Annotated in this window: 14 protein-coding genes and 1 riboswitch; of the genes, 3 read left to right on the plus strand and 11 right to left on the minus strand. The window is 38.7% G+C overall.

Annotated features, from left to right (window positions below):
• Nucleotides 1-68: 68 nt before the first annotated feature.
• Genes MQE36_RS01925 through MQE36_RS01940 form a run of 4 tightly spaced genes read right to left on the minus strand, consistent with a single transcriptional unit; the run spans nt 69 to nt 4,033 of the window.
• Nucleotides 69-1,151, minus strand: coding sequence for a bifunctional 3-deoxy-7-phosphoheptulonate synthase/chorismate mutase type II (locus MQE36_RS01925; RefSeq protein WP_242937517.1), 1,083 nt, complete (start codon nt 1,149-1,151; stop codon nt 69-71).
• Nucleotides 1,152-1,166: 15 nt separating this feature from the next.
• Nucleotides 1,167-2,027, minus strand: coding sequence for a prephenate dehydrogenase (locus MQE36_RS01930; protein ID WP_242937518.1), 861 nt, complete (start codon nt 2,025-2,027; stop codon nt 1,167-1,169).
• Nucleotides 2,028-2,063: 36 nt separating this feature from the next.
• Nucleotides 2,064-3,209 carry a pyridoxal phosphate-dependent aminotransferase gene (locus MQE36_RS01935; RefSeq protein ID WP_242937519.1) on the minus strand — a complete coding sequence of 382 codons (1,146 nt, stop codon included), beginning with the start codon at nt 3,207-3,209 and terminating at the stop codon, nt 2,064-2,066.
• The gene (locus tag MQE36_RS01940) at nt 3,206-4,033 is read right to left on the minus strand and encodes a prephenate dehydratase (protein WP_242937520.1); all 828 of its coding nucleotides are present in this window, start codon (nt 4,031-4,033) and stop codon (nt 3,206-3,208) included. Before MQE36_RS01940 ends, MQE36_RS01935 begins: the two co-directional genes overlap by 4 nt.
• A gap of 610 nt (nt 4,034-4,643) precedes the next feature.
• Between MQE36_RS01940 and pncB the strand changes: the two genes are divergently transcribed.
• The 3 genes from pncB to MQE36_RS01955 all read left to right on the plus strand — a co-directional run bounded on the left by pncB (nt 4,644) and on the right by MQE36_RS01955 (nt 7,615).
• Nucleotides 4,644-5,834 (plus strand): nicotinate phosphoribosyltransferase, encoded by a 1,191-nt coding sequence (gene pncB / locus MQE36_RS01945; RefSeq protein WP_242938798.1) that lies wholly within the window; start codon nt 4,644-4,646, stop codon nt 5,832-5,834.
• A gap of 66 nt (nt 5,835-5,900) precedes the next feature.
• Nucleotides 5,901-6,794 (plus strand): gliding motility-associated ABC transporter ATP-binding subunit GldA, encoded by an 894-nt coding sequence (gldA, locus tag MQE36_RS01950; protein WP_242937521.1) that lies wholly within the window; start codon nt 5,901-5,903, stop codon nt 6,792-6,794.
• A 356-nt stretch (nt 6,795-7,150) separates the two neighbouring features.
• Nucleotides 7,151-7,615, plus strand: coding sequence for a YybH family protein (locus tag MQE36_RS01955; protein WP_242937522.1), 465 nt, complete (start codon nt 7,151-7,153; stop codon nt 7,613-7,615).
• 12 nt (nt 7,616-7,627) lie between these two features.
• On the opposite strand, the gene MQE36_RS01960 is transcribed toward MQE36_RS01955, so the two are convergent.
• The 7 genes from MQE36_RS01960 to MQE36_RS01990 form a co-directional block, all read right to left on the minus strand.
• Nucleotides 7,628-8,380 (minus strand): head GIN domain-containing protein, encoded by a 753-nt coding sequence (locus tag MQE36_RS01960; protein WP_242937523.1) that lies wholly within the window; start codon nt 8,378-8,380, stop codon nt 7,628-7,630.
• Nucleotides 8,381-8,389: 9 nt separating this feature from the next.
• Nucleotides 8,390-9,484 carry an acyloxyacyl hydrolase gene (locus tag MQE36_RS01965; protein WP_242937524.1) on the minus strand — a complete coding sequence of 365 codons (1,095 nt, stop codon included), beginning with the start codon at nt 9,482-9,484 and terminating at the stop codon, nt 8,390-8,392.
• Between the two features lie 98 nt (nt 9,485-9,582).
• Nucleotides 9,583-10,539 (minus strand): methylenetetrahydrofolate reductase [NAD(P)H], encoded by a 957-nt coding sequence (metF, locus tag MQE36_RS01970; protein ID WP_242937525.1) that lies wholly within the window; start codon nt 10,537-10,539, stop codon nt 9,583-9,585.
• Between the two features lie 237 nt (nt 10,540-10,776).
• Complete coding sequence (gene metH, locus MQE36_RS01975) at nt 10,777-13,455, minus strand: methionine synthase (protein WP_242937526.1); 2,679 nt, start codon at nt 13,453-13,455, stop codon at nt 10,777-10,779.
• Entirely contained in the window at nt 13,455-14,456 is a 1,002-nt protein-coding gene (locus MQE36_RS01980; protein WP_242937527.1) for a homocysteine S-methyltransferase family protein, read from the minus strand. The genes metH and MQE36_RS01980 overlap by 1 nt, the downstream gene beginning before the upstream one ends.
• Nucleotides 14,457-14,568: 112 nt before the next feature.
• Nucleotides 14,569-14,692, minus strand: a riboswitch (SAM riboswitch).
• A gap of 143 nt (nt 14,693-14,835) precedes the next feature.
• Nucleotides 14,836-15,891, minus strand: a complete 1,056-nt coding sequence (locus MQE36_RS01985) for an NAD(P)/FAD-dependent oxidoreductase (RefSeq protein ID WP_242937528.1) — start codon at nt 15,889-15,891, stop codon at nt 14,836-14,838.
• A gap of 14 nt (nt 15,892-15,905) precedes the next feature.
• Nucleotides 15,906-16,502, minus strand: coding sequence for a precorrin-2 dehydrogenase/sirohydrochlorin ferrochelatase family protein (locus MQE36_RS01990; RefSeq protein WP_242937529.1), 597 nt, complete (start codon nt 16,500-16,502; stop codon nt 15,906-15,908).
• Between the last annotated feature and the right edge of the window lie 7 nt (nt 16,503-16,509).

Raw genomic sequence — 16,509 nt, forward strand, 5'->3', positions numbered from 1 at the left:
TTTTATGGCAAAATAAGCAAATCTCAGCCAATAAATTAAAAAAAGCCCTTTTCAGGGCCCTTAATTTATTAAGATTTCAATATCTTTTCCTGATGATTGATCGATTCCTGGTGAATAGCTTTAAACATCTTGAGCACAAACTCTTCACTAAGTCCTCTTTGCTCTCCTTCCAAAATCATGTTTCCTAAAATCTCATTCCATCGTTTTGACTGAAGAACCGCTACATTCTTTTGCTTTTTCAGGGTTCCGATTTCATCTGCCACTTTCATACGTTTGCCCAGGGTATCGATAAGGCTGTTATCTATTACGTCTATCTGTGCCCGCAACTGGTTTAGTTTATTATTGTATTCAGCTTCCGCATCTGTTTCTTTTCTTATTTTCAGATCTTTCATGATTTGCACCAGCCTTTCAGGGGTAACTTGTTGTGCAGCATCACTCCATGCCTTGTCCGGATCAAAATGGGTCTCGATCATCAAACCGTCGTAATTAAGATCTAAAGCGGTCTGAGAAACATCAAAGATCAAGTCCCTGTTTCCACTGATATGCGAAGGATCACAAATAAGCGGAAGATCCGGGAACTTATTTTGTAACTCAATAGCTAATTGCCACTCAGGAATATTTCTGTATTTGGTTTTTTCGTATGTTGAAAACCCTCTGTGAATTACCCCTAATTTTTCAATACCGCTTTTATATAAACGTTCTATCCCGCCGAGCCATAACGACAAATCCGGATTTACAGGGTTTTTCACCAATACTATTTTATCTGTTCCGTCTAAAGCATCAGCTATTTCCTGAACTATAAACGGACTTACCGTTGACCTGGCTCCGATCCATAGAAGATCTATGTCTGCTTCCAGGGCCAGCTCTACATGATTTGCATTAGCGATCTCTGTAGCCGTTTTCATTCCGGTTTCTTCTTTTACTTTTTTCAACCAGTTAAGTCCAAGTGCTCCAACTCCTTCAAAGTTTCCGGGACGAGTACGCGGTTTCCAAATTCCGGCTCTGTAATAGTTTACATCGGTATCTTTTAACTGATGTGCAATATTTAGTACCTGCTCTTCTGTTTCTGCACTACATGGCCCTGCAATCACCAATGGGTGATCCAACCCTAAATCATCTAACCATGTTCTTAACTCCTTTGAATTTTCCATTTTTAAATTTTCTGTTTAATTTGTCTTGATTGATATTCCTGCTAAAATTTCTTTTATTCTGTTTGTATTTGCCATTTCATCATAGATAGAGGAAAAGTCATTTTGCTCTATCAGTTCCTTGAATCTTAAAAGGTTTCCTATGTACTCTTCCAGGGTTTCGATCACATTCTCCCTATTATGCTCAAAAATGGGTGCCCACATGGCCGGAGAACTTTTAGCCAGCCTTACTGTGCTTTCAAAACCACTACCCGCCATATCGAATATGTCGCGTTCATTTTTTTCTTTTTCTATGACAGTTTTCCCCAACATAAACGAACTTATATGCGACAAATGGGAGACATAAGCTATATGCTTATCGTGTGCCTTGGGTTCCATATACCGGATCCGCATTCCGAGATCCTGGAAAATTTTCATTGCTCTTTCCTGCAATTTAAAAGCTGTTTTTTCAACTTCACACACGATATTGGTTTTCCCGTTATACAAACCTTCAATAGCTGCATTAGGACCTGAGAACTCCGTACCTGCAATTGGGTGTGTAGCTAAAAAGTTTCTTCGTTTTTTATGGTTTGCTACTTCACTACAAATTAACGATTTAGTAGAACCTACATCAAAAACAAGAGCATCGTCATTTACGATATCCAAAACTTCCGGAACTACCTTTAGCGCTGCATTTACCGGTATTGACACAATGACTACTTCAGCCTCCTTAAGATCGATCATTTCTGAAGCCTCATCAATAAAACCAAGGGTTAACGCCTTTTGAATATGTTCTTGATTTGTATCTATTCCAAAGATCCTGACTGAAGGATTGGCCCTTTTTATATCGATCGCCATCGATCCGCCTATGAGTCCCAATCCTATTATAAATACATTCATTTCTTATACTGTTTTGGTTTCCTGAGCTATTTACCGTTAAAACCTATTAATTGCCTCTTTAATTTTACCTTCCGGAACACATAACGAAAAACGGATATACCGGTTTCCATTGCTTCCGAAAATACTCCCCGGTGTAATAAAAATGCTTTGTTTATATAAAATATCGTCTATAAATGCTTCTACAACGTCTATTTTTTCAGGGAGTCTTGCCCAAACAAACATGCCAACTGCATTCCTGTCGTACTTACAGTTCAGTTTATCAGCCAATTGATATATCAGTTCTCTTCTTTTCTGGTATTGTTCGTTAATACTCTCATACCAATTATCTGAAAGCTCCAGAGCCTTCACAGCCCCTTTCTGCAGGCCATAGAACATCCCGCTATCCATATTGCTTTTTACTTTGATCACCGCCTGAATATGTTCTTTACTCCCAAGAATGAATCCTACCCTCCATCCGGCCATGTTAAAGGTCTTACTTAATGAATTTAACTCTAATGCTACTTCTTTTGCCCCTTTCTCGGATAAAATGCTATTATGTTCTTTATTAAGTACAAAGCTGTATGGGTTGTCATTTACCAAAAGGATATTATTTCTCTTTGCGAAAGCGATCAATGCTCCGAACATCTTTTTATCTCCCCTAGCTCCTGTTGGCATATGCGGATAATTCAACCACATTATTTTCACTTTAGACAAATCCTGCTGTTCAAGTGCTTCAAGGTCGGGCATCCACCCGTTTTCTTCTTTTAAATCGTAGTAATTTGGCACAGCACCCACTAACTTTGTGACAGAAGTATAGGTAGGATAACCCGGATTCGGTATTAACACCTCATCACCTTCATTTAAAAAAGCCATACTGACATGCATGATCCCTTCTTTTGATCCCAGTAATGGCAGCACTTCATTATTGTAATCTACCTCTACTTTGAAATGTTTTTGGTAAAAAGCCGAAATGGCTTTTCTCAGTTCCGGCAATCCTACATAGCTCTGGTATTGATGGGCTTTTTCATGGGTCAAAGATGCTGTTAAAGCATCCAGGACTTCAGGTGCTGGAGCCATATCCGGACTTCCTATTCCCATGTTAATAACAGGCTTTCCTTCTGCTATTAACTGACTTACCTCTCTTAGCTTTTTAGAGAAATAGTACTCTTGTACTGTATCTAATCGTTTTGCAAACTGAATCATAGTCTAGCATTTTTATATTCCCCGAGTACTTTAAAGTGCTCAGCCATTATTTCTAAAACAGACTTGGCCTTTTCAAAATCCGAGTACTTTTCAAAAGTCACATCCACAAAAAACGAATATTTCCATGGTGTTTCTATAATAGGCAATGATTGAATCTTCGTTAAATTCATTCGGCAATCGCTCATAACGTTAAGTATGGTAGCCAGGCTCCCCCTTTTATGATCCAACTCAAATTTTAACGATGCCTTATTGATCTCATCTTCCGGAATAGCCGAGTTTTTAGTCTGGACGATCACAAATCGGGTAGCATTATTTTTTATGGTCTGAATTTCAGGCCCCAAAATTTCCAAATCGTACATCTTAGCTGCCGCATAACTCGCAACAGCACCTACACCATCGAGCTGCTGTTCATGTATTCTTTGTGCCACTTCGGCCGTATCTGCATCTTCAATAAGTTTTATATGCGGGTATTTCTTGAAAAATTCTTTGGTTTGCAGTAATGCCATCGGATGCGAATACACCTCATTAATATCTTCTATCTCCTGCCCTTTTAAAGCCATTAAATTTTGATGGATATTGATATAATGTTCACCGATTATATGCAGGTGATTAGCATCGATCAAAGCATAATTTGGAATTATGGATCCGGCTATTGAATTCTCAATAGCCATTACCGCCATGCCACATGTCTTATCCAGAAGACTATCTACCAGTTTATCAAAAGACAGACATTCATGAACATCTACCCCATCATGAAAATACTCCTGTGCCACCAAATGGTGAAAAGATCCTCTGATTCCCTGTATTGCAACTTTAGTTTTCATTTAATTTTTATGTAAAAAAAAAGTCCCGATTGCTCGGGACTTTAATATTATATACTTTTTCACATATACCTATAACAGCCCCGTTCCTCTCTTAAAGAAATAAAAGAAGAAATAAAAAAAGTTCCAGTTATAAATAGTTGCGATCATTTGTTTGTCTTAAATCTGCTGCTAATGTAAATATTAATTTGTAAAATAAAACCCATGAACCTTATTTTTTCGAAAAAAAAATATTTTCATTACTTTTTTTTTGGATTTTGAATTAAATATCACAGATATTAAAAAATTGACAACAGCTATTTAAGCCTCTTCAACATGAGTTTAACACAACACAGATACCAAATGATCAATAATCTAATACAATATCATACAAGTATAAAGGAGTGCAGCCGGGATGCCTGAACCAAATGCCTTTAAAATAAGGTTTCGGCTTTCGTGATAGCCGAAGGAACAGACCAGACATAAAAACATTAACAAACCGACTAACAATCGAAAACAAACCGGACTCACGTCTCTTTAATTATTTACTACCGTTACATTCTATATAATTAGAAAACTTCTTCATTTTAAAAGATTAATCAATTACCTTTCGGAAAATTAGAAGTCCTTTATGATGATTAATGAAAATAACTATTCTATTTTCAACTCTATACTCGATAATGATTTTTATAAATTCACGATGCAGTGTGCTGTTGTTAAGCTTTTTCCCAATGTAAAGGCCAAGTACAAGTTCATCAACAGGGGGGAGCATAAATTTCCGGAAGGTTTTGGGCAAGCACTCAGAAGTGCTGTAGACAACATGGCCCGATTACAGTTAACAAGGGATGAAAAAAGCTTTCTTACGGAAACATGTCATTATTTAAACCCTGCATATATAGATTTCCTGGAAGGGTATCGTTACGACCCCTCTGAGGTTAGTATCCAGCAAACCGGCGAAGATCTCGAAGTATATGTTTCCGGATACTGGTACCGTACCATTTTGTGGGAGGTGCCTCTGCTATCGCTCATCTGTGAATTGTATTATGAGCTTACAGGACAGGAACGCTGGACCAAAGAAAAAGTAGTAGACACTACCCTCAATAAAATAAAACTCTATAATGAGCTTGGGGTAACTTTTGCAGAATTCGGCACACGCAGACGTCATTCGTACCGGACCCATCGCGAGGTCATGCATACTTTATCTACCTACAAAGGGAAAAGCTTTATTGGCAGCAGTAATGTACATATGGCGATGCTCTATAATGTAAAACCAATCGGAACTCATGCGCATGAATGGTTTATGTTTCACGCAGCCGAATACGGATTTAAAATGGCTAATGCACTCTCATTAGAACATTGGGTAGATGTGTATAGAGGCGATCTTGGAGTTGCTCTCTCCGACACCTATACCACAGATGTGTTTTTTAAACAATTCGACACTAAGTTTGCCAAATTATTTGATGGTGTACGCCACGATAGCGGGGATCCTATTGAATTTGCCGAAAAGACCATCATACACTATAAACATCACGGAATCAACCCCTTGTACAAGTACATTATCTTTTCGGACGGTCTAAACCCTGAAAAAGTTGAATCTATTACGCATGCGTGCAAAGGAAAAATAGGCATCTCTTTCGGTATAGGTACCAATCTCACAAATGACGTGGGGCTCAAACCAATGAATATAGTTATTAAACTTACTGATGTACTTACTAATGATAACGAGTGGATCCCTACCGTAAAACTCTCTGACGAACCCAACAAGCATACCGGTGACGAGAAAATGATATCATTAGCCAAGGAATTACTACGTATCAAAGACTAATATAATGGCTTTTTCGTTTAAGTTTGCTGAACCAATCATTTTTATATTTTTGATCAAAATATCAATATGTCAATTGCTGTATCGAACATTACAAAAGTTTACGGAGAACAAAAAGCCTTAAATAACATTTCATTTAGTATTGAAAAAGGTGAAATAGTTGGATTTCTCGGACCGAATGGCGCCGGAAAATCAACTATGATGAAGATCCTTACCACTTATATAAAACCGAGCAGCGGCAAAGCTTCGGTTAACAAATATGATATTGGTACAGAAAAAAGAAAGGTACAGAAAAGCATAGGCTACCTCCCCGAGCATAACCCGCTGTATCTCGATATGTATGTAAAAGAATATCTGGCATTTAATGCCGGCATATACAATATCCCTAAAACCCGTATTAAGGAAATTATCACGCTAACAGGTTTAACTCCTGAAGCTCACAAAAAAATAGGACAACTTTCCAAAGGTTACAGGCAAAGGGTTGGATTGGCAACAGCCATGCTTCACGATCCTGATGTACTGATACTGGATGAACCAACGACTGGGCTCGATCCTAATCAACTGACTGAAATTCGTGAACTTATAAAAAATGCAGGAAAGAATAAAACCGTTTTACTTTCCACCCATATCATGCAGGAAGTGGAAGCTATATGCGACAGGGTTATTGTAATCAATAAAGGGCAGATCGTTGCAGATAAAAAACTCTCTCAATTAAATGATGAAAAGCAACAAGTAATCTTTGTTGAGTTTGATTATCGCGTGGAAGACATCTTATTAAAAGAGCTCCCACATATAACAACCATTAAGAATATTGCCGGATTCGCCTATGAATTACACTTCAATACGGATAAAGACATGAGGCCTGCTATTTTCGATTTTGCACAGGAGAATGGTTTAAAAACACTTCAGCTCAACCATAAACACAAAAACCTGGAAACGCTGTTCAGGGAACTAACATCTTAACCAAAAGCAAATTAACCCTGTTTTTTTGTATCTTTATATAGAAGATCAATTTATTTTACCTTAAGCAACTTGTAGCCTCTGGTTCATGCTGTGTTTCCATTATAAATCATTAACACCGACCATATGGGATCAGCAAACAAAAATTCTTTATTTTATCGATCAGGAGAACGAAAGGGCATTCGAGCTATTAGAAATACTGCTCCTGAAACACACATATCTAATCCATCCGTAAAACACAGGTTCTCAACTCTTTCAGAGACCCGACAATACTTAATCGTTTTTTTAATTAGAAGATCAGATAACCGCAAGCTGGCTGCTCAGACCATAAAGCATTTGCTAACCAAAACCACACCATCATGAAAAAGTTATTTATTATAATCGGAGGATTCATCATTATCTCAAGCGGTTGTAAACAAGAAACTATTAAAGGAAACCTTGTTTCAGAACATAAGAATAAAATAAAAATGACTGACATTGAATGGTCTGAGCAGGCTGACAATCCCGACAAACATTTAGAATTCTTTGCCGATGAAGCTATTGTCCTTGCTCCTGGACAACCTATTCTGTCGGGTAAAAAAACCATTAAGGACCTGCTGGAAAGATATCATTCCATTCCCGGTTTCAAAATTCATTGGGAACCGGTTAAAGTTGAAGTAGCCGAATCCGGCGACCTCGGGTATTCATTGGGAACGTATGTCCTTACCATGCAAGATTCCCTCGGGAATGAAATTAAAGACTACGGGAAATACGTTACTATTTGGAAAGCGTATAATGACAGCTTGTGGAAAGTTTCTGTCGACATGTTCAATTCAAACAAATAGCAACCGAAACTATTATTCAAAGATCAGTTTTCCTTTAAACAACTCTTCCACTTCAACGACAGGGGGTCTGTTAAAAGACCTGACATTACCATAGCTGATTATTTCCCCTTTTAAACTTTCTACAGGGTTGACCAGGATGTCATTAGTTCCCCTATGATAGACAGAAACCTTCTCTGCCATTAATTCTTTACCTTCAAACCTGCTATTTCCTGCGGTATATCTAAGCTCCAAATTACGAACCCTGCCCCTGGCATAACAGTTGGATAAATTTGAAAAATTGAGTCTCAGGGTATCCATGTCGATATCGATATCAAAATCCCCAACAGACTGATAACCTCCGGCACTATATTGTTCAGAGATCAACAATAAGTTTTTATATTTCCATACCCCGTCAGAATATACGGTAAATTGACTCGCATTCCTGATTTCCTTTAAATCGGGTACTGTGATATATATCCTGGTTTTGTCATAATCACGTACAAAATTACACGAGTTATTATCGGCCAAAATCAACCTTCCCTCCTCTACGCTCACACTAATATCATTAATCAGGTTTTTACCCGACTCTACTTCAACTCTGTATTCATCGCCCATTTTAACGATCAGGGTGACACCATCAAGTACGGTGACTTTGTCAAAACCCGAAACGTCCCTTATTTCTTTAACGAGACTCCCTGCGGTTTGAAAGCAATCCGAAGCATCTTCATTGTTACACGAAGTGACGGCCAAGGTTAACAGAAATAATACAAATAGTTTTTTCATCATTCAAACACATTAAAATCTATACCCCAATCCAAATTCTACTGCTTCGGCTTTCGCCGCATGCGTTTTTAACGTAAGAGCACTAAAGAGTTTGTTGCCAAGATAATATTTTAGTCCAACTCTCTGGTATAATCGTCCTTCAAAATCGATCGGGTAGTACGTATAATATCCAAATTGAGTAACCAAAGACATCTTGTTCATAAAAAGTTCGTGTCCCACAAAAAGTCCGGTTCTTTTATAGTCATCATCTTCACTAATCCCCCAATGAGGAGATGCGACAGCCCTGTACCGGGCATACTGTTTTAAAAAATTCGAGTAGAATATATCGGTTCCCAACTGAACAGCACTTTTTTTATTGAGCCGCTTATCTGCATATACGGAGAATACATAAAAAGGGAACTGCCCGCTATTTACCTGGTCACTTTCATTCAATCCGGCCCGGAAAACAAAATTTACACGCATCCTTTCCGTAAACTTATTACTCAAATGGTCATCTGCATATACAGGGGTGTTTTTATCTAACTTATAATTAACCCCGACATTAAATGTTACAGAATTCACACTTGTATTCGGCGCTTTTACATTAGCATTGGAGTAGTGTATTAATGAAAGCCCGGCCTGAATTCCCAGATCACCTAGCAACCGTTCTTTTTTATAATTGAGCATCAACATCGTACTACTCAAAATCCTTGACCCAAAAGCTACATTCCTGAAATTATTTTCATTATCGTACGGTGCTGAGGTATATGCCAAACCTTGCCCGATCCGCATCATCAAATTTCTATTTAAAAAATAAAAGTTATAGTGCGCATACAATGCATGATTCTGTCCGAGGTATTCATTCTTAAAATTCTGATATGAGTAAGAAGCTCCATAATCAGGATAATTATAACGTTGCTCCCATTCTTTTCCCCCAAAGGTTTTTTTATTCCAGCCAATAATAAAACCTTCCGGATGCCCGGTAATTAAATGTTGGATATCGGTGTTGTGAAGGGCTATATTACCCGTAAAATAATTTACATCAACAAACGAGCTTTGTTGCTCTTTATCTTGAGCATTAACAACGTTGATAAATAATATAAAAATGAAAACAGCTTTTTTCAACATATCTAAAAATCAGAGGCAAAAATAATTTTATTTTTCGGGTAAGAAAAAATTACTGTCAATTTGGTGATTTCCATATTGTTTTTGTCCCCTGATCTTACTTAAAATACGGCTTCTGCAATTGTTTTGATATTATCCGATTTCCCCATCGAATAATAATGTAAAACCGGAATCCCTGCTTCTTTTAACTCTTTGGATTGCTGAATACTCCATTCTACACCTACCTGTCTGACCTCTTTATTGTTTTTACACTTTTCAACTGCAGCAATAAGTGTATCGGGCAAGTCTATTTTAAACACCTGCGGCAGTAATTGCAAATGCCGCTTTACGGCTATGGGTTTTAATCCCGGTATGATAGGCACATGAATACCATAATCTTTAGCTTGCTCTATAAACCGGAAAAACTTCTGATTGTCAAAAAACATCTGCGTAACCACATAATCGGCTCCGGCATCAACCTTTTCTTTCAATTTTTTCAGATCGAAATCTATTGACGGGGCTTCCAGATGCTTCTCCGGATATCCTGCCACACCTACACAAAAACTGGCTCTTTCTCCTTCTTCCAATGTTTCATGAAGATATTTGCCACAGCGCAGATTATGAATCTGACGCACCAAATCAACCGCATAAGAATGTCCGCCTGCTGTTGGTTCAAAATACCGCTGATGCTTCATGGCATCGCCTCTTAATGCCATTATATTGTTTATTCCCAAATAATGGCAATCTACGAGCATATATTCTGTTTCTTCCTTTGTAAAACCTCCACATAATAAATGCGGTATAGTATCCACATCGTATTTATGTTTAATCGCGGCACAAATACCTAAAGTTCCCGGGCGTCTTCTTGTTATTTTCCTGTCGAGTAGCCCTTCTCCCTTATCTATATATACGAATTCTTCTCGCGATGTTGTTACATCTATGAACGGAGGATTGAACTCCATAAGCGGGTCTATGTTTTTATACAGTTCATTGATATTACTTCCTTTTTGAGGAGGAATAATCTCGAATGAAAACAATGTTTTCCCTTTTGCTCTTTCGATGTGTTCTGTAACCTTCATTTTAATAATAATTTCTTTACCTCTTCAAAACTTCCTTCATATTCCCGATATATCCGTCTTCTCCCCGGGTAATCTGTTAAAATATATTTTTACTTACTGATTATATTCTTGAGACAGCTATCAATTTTCAGAGATTTTTTCAGTCTTCACTTCTTCTGCTATTTTTTATTCAATTGGTCGTAACCATGAACAATGATATATTCTTAAAGTTAACACTATAAAATCCGTTACGATTATCTAGTCTGCTATGTTAGGGTTCAACCATTTATTTGCTTCCTCTATACTGATATCACGTCGTGATGCGTAATCTTCAACCTGATCTTGTTTGATCTTTCCCAATCCAAAATATTTGCTTTGAGGGTTTGCAAAATAATATCCTGATACTGACGATGCCGGCCACATAGCCAAACTGTCTGTAAGTTTTACACCCGTATTCTTTTCTACATCCAGCAGCTTCCATATGGTTCTCTTTTCCAGATGGTCCGGGCAAGCCGGATAGCCTGGCGCAGGACGAATCCCTTTATACGATTCCCTGATCAGCTCTTCATTCGTTAATACCTCATCAGCAGCATATCCCCAGATTTCTTTACGTACCTTTTCGTGGAGGTATTCGGCAAATGCTTCCGCACAACGATCGGCGAGGGCTTTTATCATAATTGAATTGTAATCGTCTAAGTTCTCTTCATATTTTTTTGCGATTTCTTCAACACCAAAGCCTGTCGTCACACAAAACGCCCCCACATAATCCTGTTTTCCTGAACTCTTTGGGGCTATGAAATCTGCCAAAGCCATATTTGGAGCTCCCTTTGTTTTCTTGGATTGCTGACGTAAAGTCAAAAATCTATCTATAGCCTCTCCTTCCTCATTGTAAACTTCAATATCGTCATCTCCTACCTGATTGGCAGGGAAAACCCCCAATACGCCGGTTGCCTTCAGCCATTTCTCTGATTTTATCTTTTGAAACATTTCAAGAGCATCTTTATACAATGATCGTGCCTGTTCACCAACCACATCATCTTCTAATATGGCAGGGTACTTACCATGTAAATCCCATGATCTGAAGAATGGGGTCCAGTCTATATAATCCTCCAATGCATCGATAGCGGCCTCTATTTTCTTAACGCCTATAAAATTCGGTCTCACCGGAGTAAAATTATTCCAATCGACGGAGAATTTATTTGCCCTGGCATCCTGGATGCTTAAATATGTTTTCTTTTTCGATCTGTTCAGGAATCCTTCCCTTAGTTTATCATACTCCTCCCTGATTGCCACCGAATAAGACTCTAAAAATTTAGGGTTCACCAAATTTCCTGCTACGGTAACTGCCCGGGATGCATCATTTACATGCACCACCGTTTTAGAATATTCCGGGGCAATCTTAACTGCCGTATGAGCTCTGGATGTAGTAGCACCACCAATCATTACAGGGATATTGATATCCAGTTTTTCAAGTTCTTTGGCCAGGTACACCATTTCATCCAAAGACGGTGTTATTAATCCGCTCAGTCCGATTATGTCAACTTTTTCATCAAGGGCCGTCTGGATGATTTTTTCGGGGGGTACCATTACCCCGAGATCGACTACCTCATAATTATTACAGCCTAATACAACGCTGACAATATTTTTTCCAATATCATGTACATCTCCCTTTACTGTAGCCATCAGGATTTTACCTGCTGAACGGGACTCTTCGTCTTTTTCTTCCTCAATAAATGGCAACAAATATGCCACTGCTTTCTTCATTACTCTTGCCGATTTTACCACCTGCGGCAAGAACATTTTTCCACTTCCAAACAGATCTCCTACCACATTCATTCCATTCATCAAATGTCCTTCAATGACTTCGATGGGTTTGTTTACTGCCTGCCTTGCTTCTTCTATATCGACTTCAACAAATTCATCGATTCCCTTTACCAGCGAATGGGTTATTCTATCCTGAAGTTCGCCGGATCTCCATTCTTGATTTTGTTTTTCAGCGACCTTCCCATTACCTTTTACCGTTTCTGCAAGAGTCATCAGTCGTTCGGTGGCATCTTCCCTTCTATCCAGCAACACGTCTTCTACATGTTCTAAAAGGTCTTTTGGGATGTCGTCATATACTTCCAGCATCTGGGGATTTACAATCCCCATATCCATTCCGTTTTTTATGGCATGATACAAAAATGCTGAATGCATTGCTTCCCTGACTACATTATTTCCTCTGAAAGAAAAAGAAACATTACTGACCCCTCCACTAACGTGAGCATGCGGTAAGTTTTCACGAATCCATTTCGTAGCTCTAAAGAAATCAATTGCATTTTTCCTATGCTCTTCCATTCCTGTAGCGACAGGAAATATATTCGGATCGAAAATAATGTCTTCAGGAGAGAATTTCACCTTTTCTACCAATATATCGTAAGACCGTTTACATATCTCTATTCTTCTTTCATAGGTATCTGCCTGTCCTACCTCATCGAATGCCATTACAATAACTGCTGCGCCATAGCGTTTTATCTGTTTGGCCCGTTGAATAAACTCTTCTTCACCTTCTTTCAGACTGATGGAGTTCACAACACTTTTCCCCTGAACTACTTTTAGTCCTGCTTCGATGATTTCCCATTTAGAGCTATCGATCATAACGGGTACTCTGGCGATATCGGGTTCGGCTGCCATTAAATTCAGAAACGTCGTCATGGCATAGACACCATCCAACATTCCTTCATCCATATTCACATCAATAATCTGCGCTCCTCCTTCTACCTGTGATCGTGCTACTTCCAGGGCTTCATCGTATTTTTCTTCCTTGATCAACCTCAGAAAACGACGCGACCCTGTTACGTTGGTACGCTCTCCTATATTAATAAAATTACTCTCAGGCGTTACCACCAAAGGCTCTAACCCTGAAAGTTTCAAATATCTATTTGCTTTTGCCCCCATTAAACTAACTCCACAATTTTTCTTGGTTGATATTCTTTCACTGCATCGGCTATCATACGTATGTGATCGGGAGTTGTTCCACAACACCCTCCGATGATATTCACCACATTCTCCTCGAGGTAAGTCCTGATAAGTTGTTGCATCTCTTCTGCAGTCTGATCGTACTCTCCGAAATGATTTGGCAAACCGGCATTAGGATAGGCTGATATATAGAATGGGGTGTTCTGAGCTAATTGCTTAACATATGGCAATAACTGATCTGCTCCTAAGGCACAATTAAACCCTACACTTAATAACGGGATATGCGAAATGGAGACCAAAAAGGCTTCCGGCGTCTGTCCTGACAATGTTCTTCCGGAAGCATCTGTAATCGTTCCGCTAACCATAACAGGAATGTCAATTTTCTTCTCTTCTTTAACCTCATCAATAGCAAATAAAGCTGCTTTGGCATTCAGTGTATCGAATACAGTTTCTATCAGCAGCACATCTGCCCCGCCATTTATTAAACCTTCTGCCTGTTCTTTATAGGCTATCCGTAATTCATCAAAAGTAATGGCACGATAGCCCGGGTCATTAACATCCGGCGACATACTTGCAGTTTTATTGGTTGGGCCCATAGCTCCTGCTACAAAACGAGGTTTGCCTGGTGTTAATGCAGTATATTTATCTGCCACTTCCTTTGCTATTCTTGCTGATTCGTAGTTTAGTTCATACGCTAAATCTTCCATATGATAATCAGCCATGGCGATTGTTGTAGATGAGAACGTGTTCGTTTCCACAATATCGGCTCCCACCTCAAAATAAGCTGCATGAACTTCAGCGATTGCCTTAGGCTGGGTTAAAGACAGTAAATCGTTGTTGCCCTGTACCGGATATTTAAAATCTTTAAACCGGGCACCCCGAAAATCTTCCTCTGTAAATTTATACTGCTGCAACATGGTTCCCATGGCACCATCCATTACCAAAATTCTTTTTTCGAGTTCTTTTCTAATATCTCTCATACGAGCTGCTTTAGCTTATTCCCTTCTATCACAATACCGTTTGCGATTAGAAAGGTTTATTATTTAAATTGATTGTTAAAAAGAAAGGAAAGCGTAATACGTAGAATATGCTTTGTTATCTGTCCTTTTATCCTGAACCATTCAAGAAAAAAGGTAGAACGTAGCACCTTCTCTATTTGCATAGAGGGTTGCTAAGGCTTCAACGGGTCTAATCCCTTCACCTTTCTTGATAACATCATCATTTTAATGAACTAGTGTGCAAAGATACACACATTTGTTTTTTCTGCAAACCTCTGTATCCAAGAAAAAAAAATCCGGACATCTTAAAGTGTTTTATCACAAAATGACGCCCGGATCGAATATTTAAAACAAAGATGGATCAAACAATACTTTTCACTACTTCTTTTTTAGCCTCTTTTACTGATCCGTCAAAGCCTTTAACACCTCCTACCGTCGTATATTTCATTATATATCGTTTGTCCGGATGGATCCTTTGATAAGCGCTTTGACACATGATGGCCGCTTCGTGAAATCCTGATAAGATCAATTTTAATTTTCCGGGATAGGTATTTACATCTCCTATAGCATAGATCCCCGGAATATTTGTTGAATAATCGTAAGCATTATCAACCTTGATCGCATTCTTTTCTATCTCTAATCCCCAGCTGGCGATTGGTCCTAATTTTGGCGATAAACCAAATAGCGGAATAAAATTGTCTACCGGAATATGGGATTCTCCGTTAGACTTATGCTTTACGGTCAGTGCTTCCAGCTTTCCGTTACCATGCAACTGAATAACCTCAGCTTCAGTGATCACTTCGATCTTACCTCTTTTAGAAAGCTCCCCTACTTTTTCAACGGAATCCAACGCCCCTCTAAATTCATTTCTTCTATGAACCAAATAGACCTCAGATGCTATATCAGCCAGGAAAATAGACCAGTCCAGTGCCGAATCGCCACCTCCGGCAACAAGTACTTTTTTACCTCTATACACTTCAGGGTCCTTGATAATATACGCCACTCCATTGTCTTCATAGTCTGTAATATTGTCTATCTGAGGCTTTCTGGGTTCAAATGACCCAAGTCCCCCCGCTATGACAACTACCGGTGCATGATGTCTGGTTCCTTTATTCGTTGTAACGATAAAGGTACCGTCGTCAAGCTTATCAATGGTATCTGCTCTTTCCCCCAGAGTATATGTCGGTTCAAAAGGTTTGATTTGTTCCAAAAGGTTGTTTACCAAATCTCCCGCCAGAACCTCCGGAAAAGCCGGAATATCGTATATCGGCTTTTTAGGATATATCTCGGCACATTGACCTCCGGGTTGGGGTAACGCATCTATTAAATGGCATTTTAGTTTTAACAATCCCGCTTCAAATACGGTAAATAATCCTGTCGGGCCCGCTCCTATAATAAGTATATCTGTTTTTATCATTATTCGCTGATTTTTCAGAATTGAGTTTTTATCTTTTTTCTCGACACCAGGTTTTTGGTAACCTCGTTTAATTGTTTGACTTTATCTTCGAAATTTCCTTTTAATGTATCTCTGTACTTATTCAGGTTTTGAACCAACTCATCCACATCTTCAGGAATTACGTCTTCAAAAAACTGCCGCAGTCTTTTAGCTGTTGTCGGGGATTTTCCATTCGTTGAAATGGCCACTTTTACATTTCCCTTGGTCACAATCCCCCCCATATAAAAGTCACAATAAGGAGGGTTATCAGCTACATTAACCAGAATGTTGCGTTCTTTACAATCATTATAAACTTTAATATTGACATCGACATCGTCTGTCGTTGCTATTACCATGTGTTTCCCTACCAGATACCCGGCATCATAAACATCTTCTATGATCTTAAAACCATGCTTTTCAGACAGGGCTACAATGTCCGGTCTAAAAATTGGCGCTACCATAGTAACCTGAGCATTTGGACTGGACTTTAATAAAAACAATAGCTTTTCAATAGCTACATTTCCTCCTCCCACGATTAATGTATCGAGGGCATGAACTTTGAGGAAAATCGGATACAGCTCATTTCTTTCCATAATTCTC

This window comes from Zhouia spongiae (assembly GCF_022760175.1).
Lineage (GTDB): Bacteria > Bacteroidota > Bacteroidia > Flavobacteriales > Flavobacteriaceae > Zhouia > Zhouia spongiae.

What these genes read in the sequence shown, in the direction of transcription:
- MQE36_RS01925 (WP_242937517.1), bottom strand. Translation starts at nt 1,151, where the DNA reads ATGGAAAATTCAAAGGAGTTAAGAACATGGTTAGATGATTTAGGGTTG.
- MQE36_RS01930 (WP_242937518.1), bottom strand. Translation starts at nt 2,027, where the DNA reads ATGAATGTATTTATAATAGGATTGGGACTCATAGGCGGATCGATGGCG.
- MQE36_RS01935 (WP_242937519.1), bottom strand. Translation starts at nt 3,209, where the DNA reads ATGATTCAGTTTGCAAAACGATTAGATACAGTACAAGAGTACTATTTC.
- MQE36_RS01940 (WP_242937520.1), bottom strand. Translation starts at nt 4,033, where the DNA reads ATGAAAACTAAAGTTGCAATACAGGGAATCAGAGGATCTTTTCACCAT.
- pncB (WP_242938798.1), top strand. Translation starts at nt 4,644, where the DNA reads ATGATTAATGAAAATAACTATTCTATTTTCAACTCTATACTCGATAAT.
- gldA (WP_242937521.1), top strand. Translation starts at nt 5,901, where the DNA reads ATGTCAATTGCTGTATCGAACATTACAAAAGTTTACGGAGAACAAAAA.
- MQE36_RS01955 (WP_242937522.1), top strand. Translation starts at nt 7,151, where the DNA reads ATGAAAAAGTTATTTATTATAATCGGAGGATTCATCATTATCTCAAGC.
- MQE36_RS01960 (WP_242937523.1), bottom strand. Translation starts at nt 8,380, where the DNA reads ATGATGAAAAAACTATTTGTATTATTTCTGTTAACCTTGGCCGTCACT.
- MQE36_RS01965 (WP_242937524.1), bottom strand. Translation starts at nt 9,484, where the DNA reads ATGTTGAAAAAAGCTGTTTTCATTTTTATATTATTTATCAACGTTGTT.
- metF (WP_242937525.1), bottom strand. Translation starts at nt 10,539, where the DNA reads ATGAAGGTTACAGAACACATCGAAAGAGCAAAAGGGAAAACATTGTTT.
- metH (WP_242937526.1), bottom strand. Translation starts at nt 13,455, where the DNA reads ATGGGGGCAAAAGCAAATAGATATTTGAAACTTTCAGGGTTAGAGCCT.
- MQE36_RS01980 (WP_242937527.1), bottom strand. Translation starts at nt 14,456, where the DNA reads ATGAGAGATATTAGAAAAGAACTCGAAAAAAGAATTTTGGTAATGGAT.
- MQE36_RS01985 (WP_242937528.1), bottom strand. Translation starts at nt 15,891, where the DNA reads ATGATAAAAACAGATATACTTATTATAGGAGCGGGCCCGACAGGATTA.
- MQE36_RS01990 (WP_242937529.1), bottom strand. Translation starts at nt 16,502, where the DNA reads ATGGAAAGAAATGAGCTGTATCCGATTTTCCTCAAAGTTCATGCCCTC.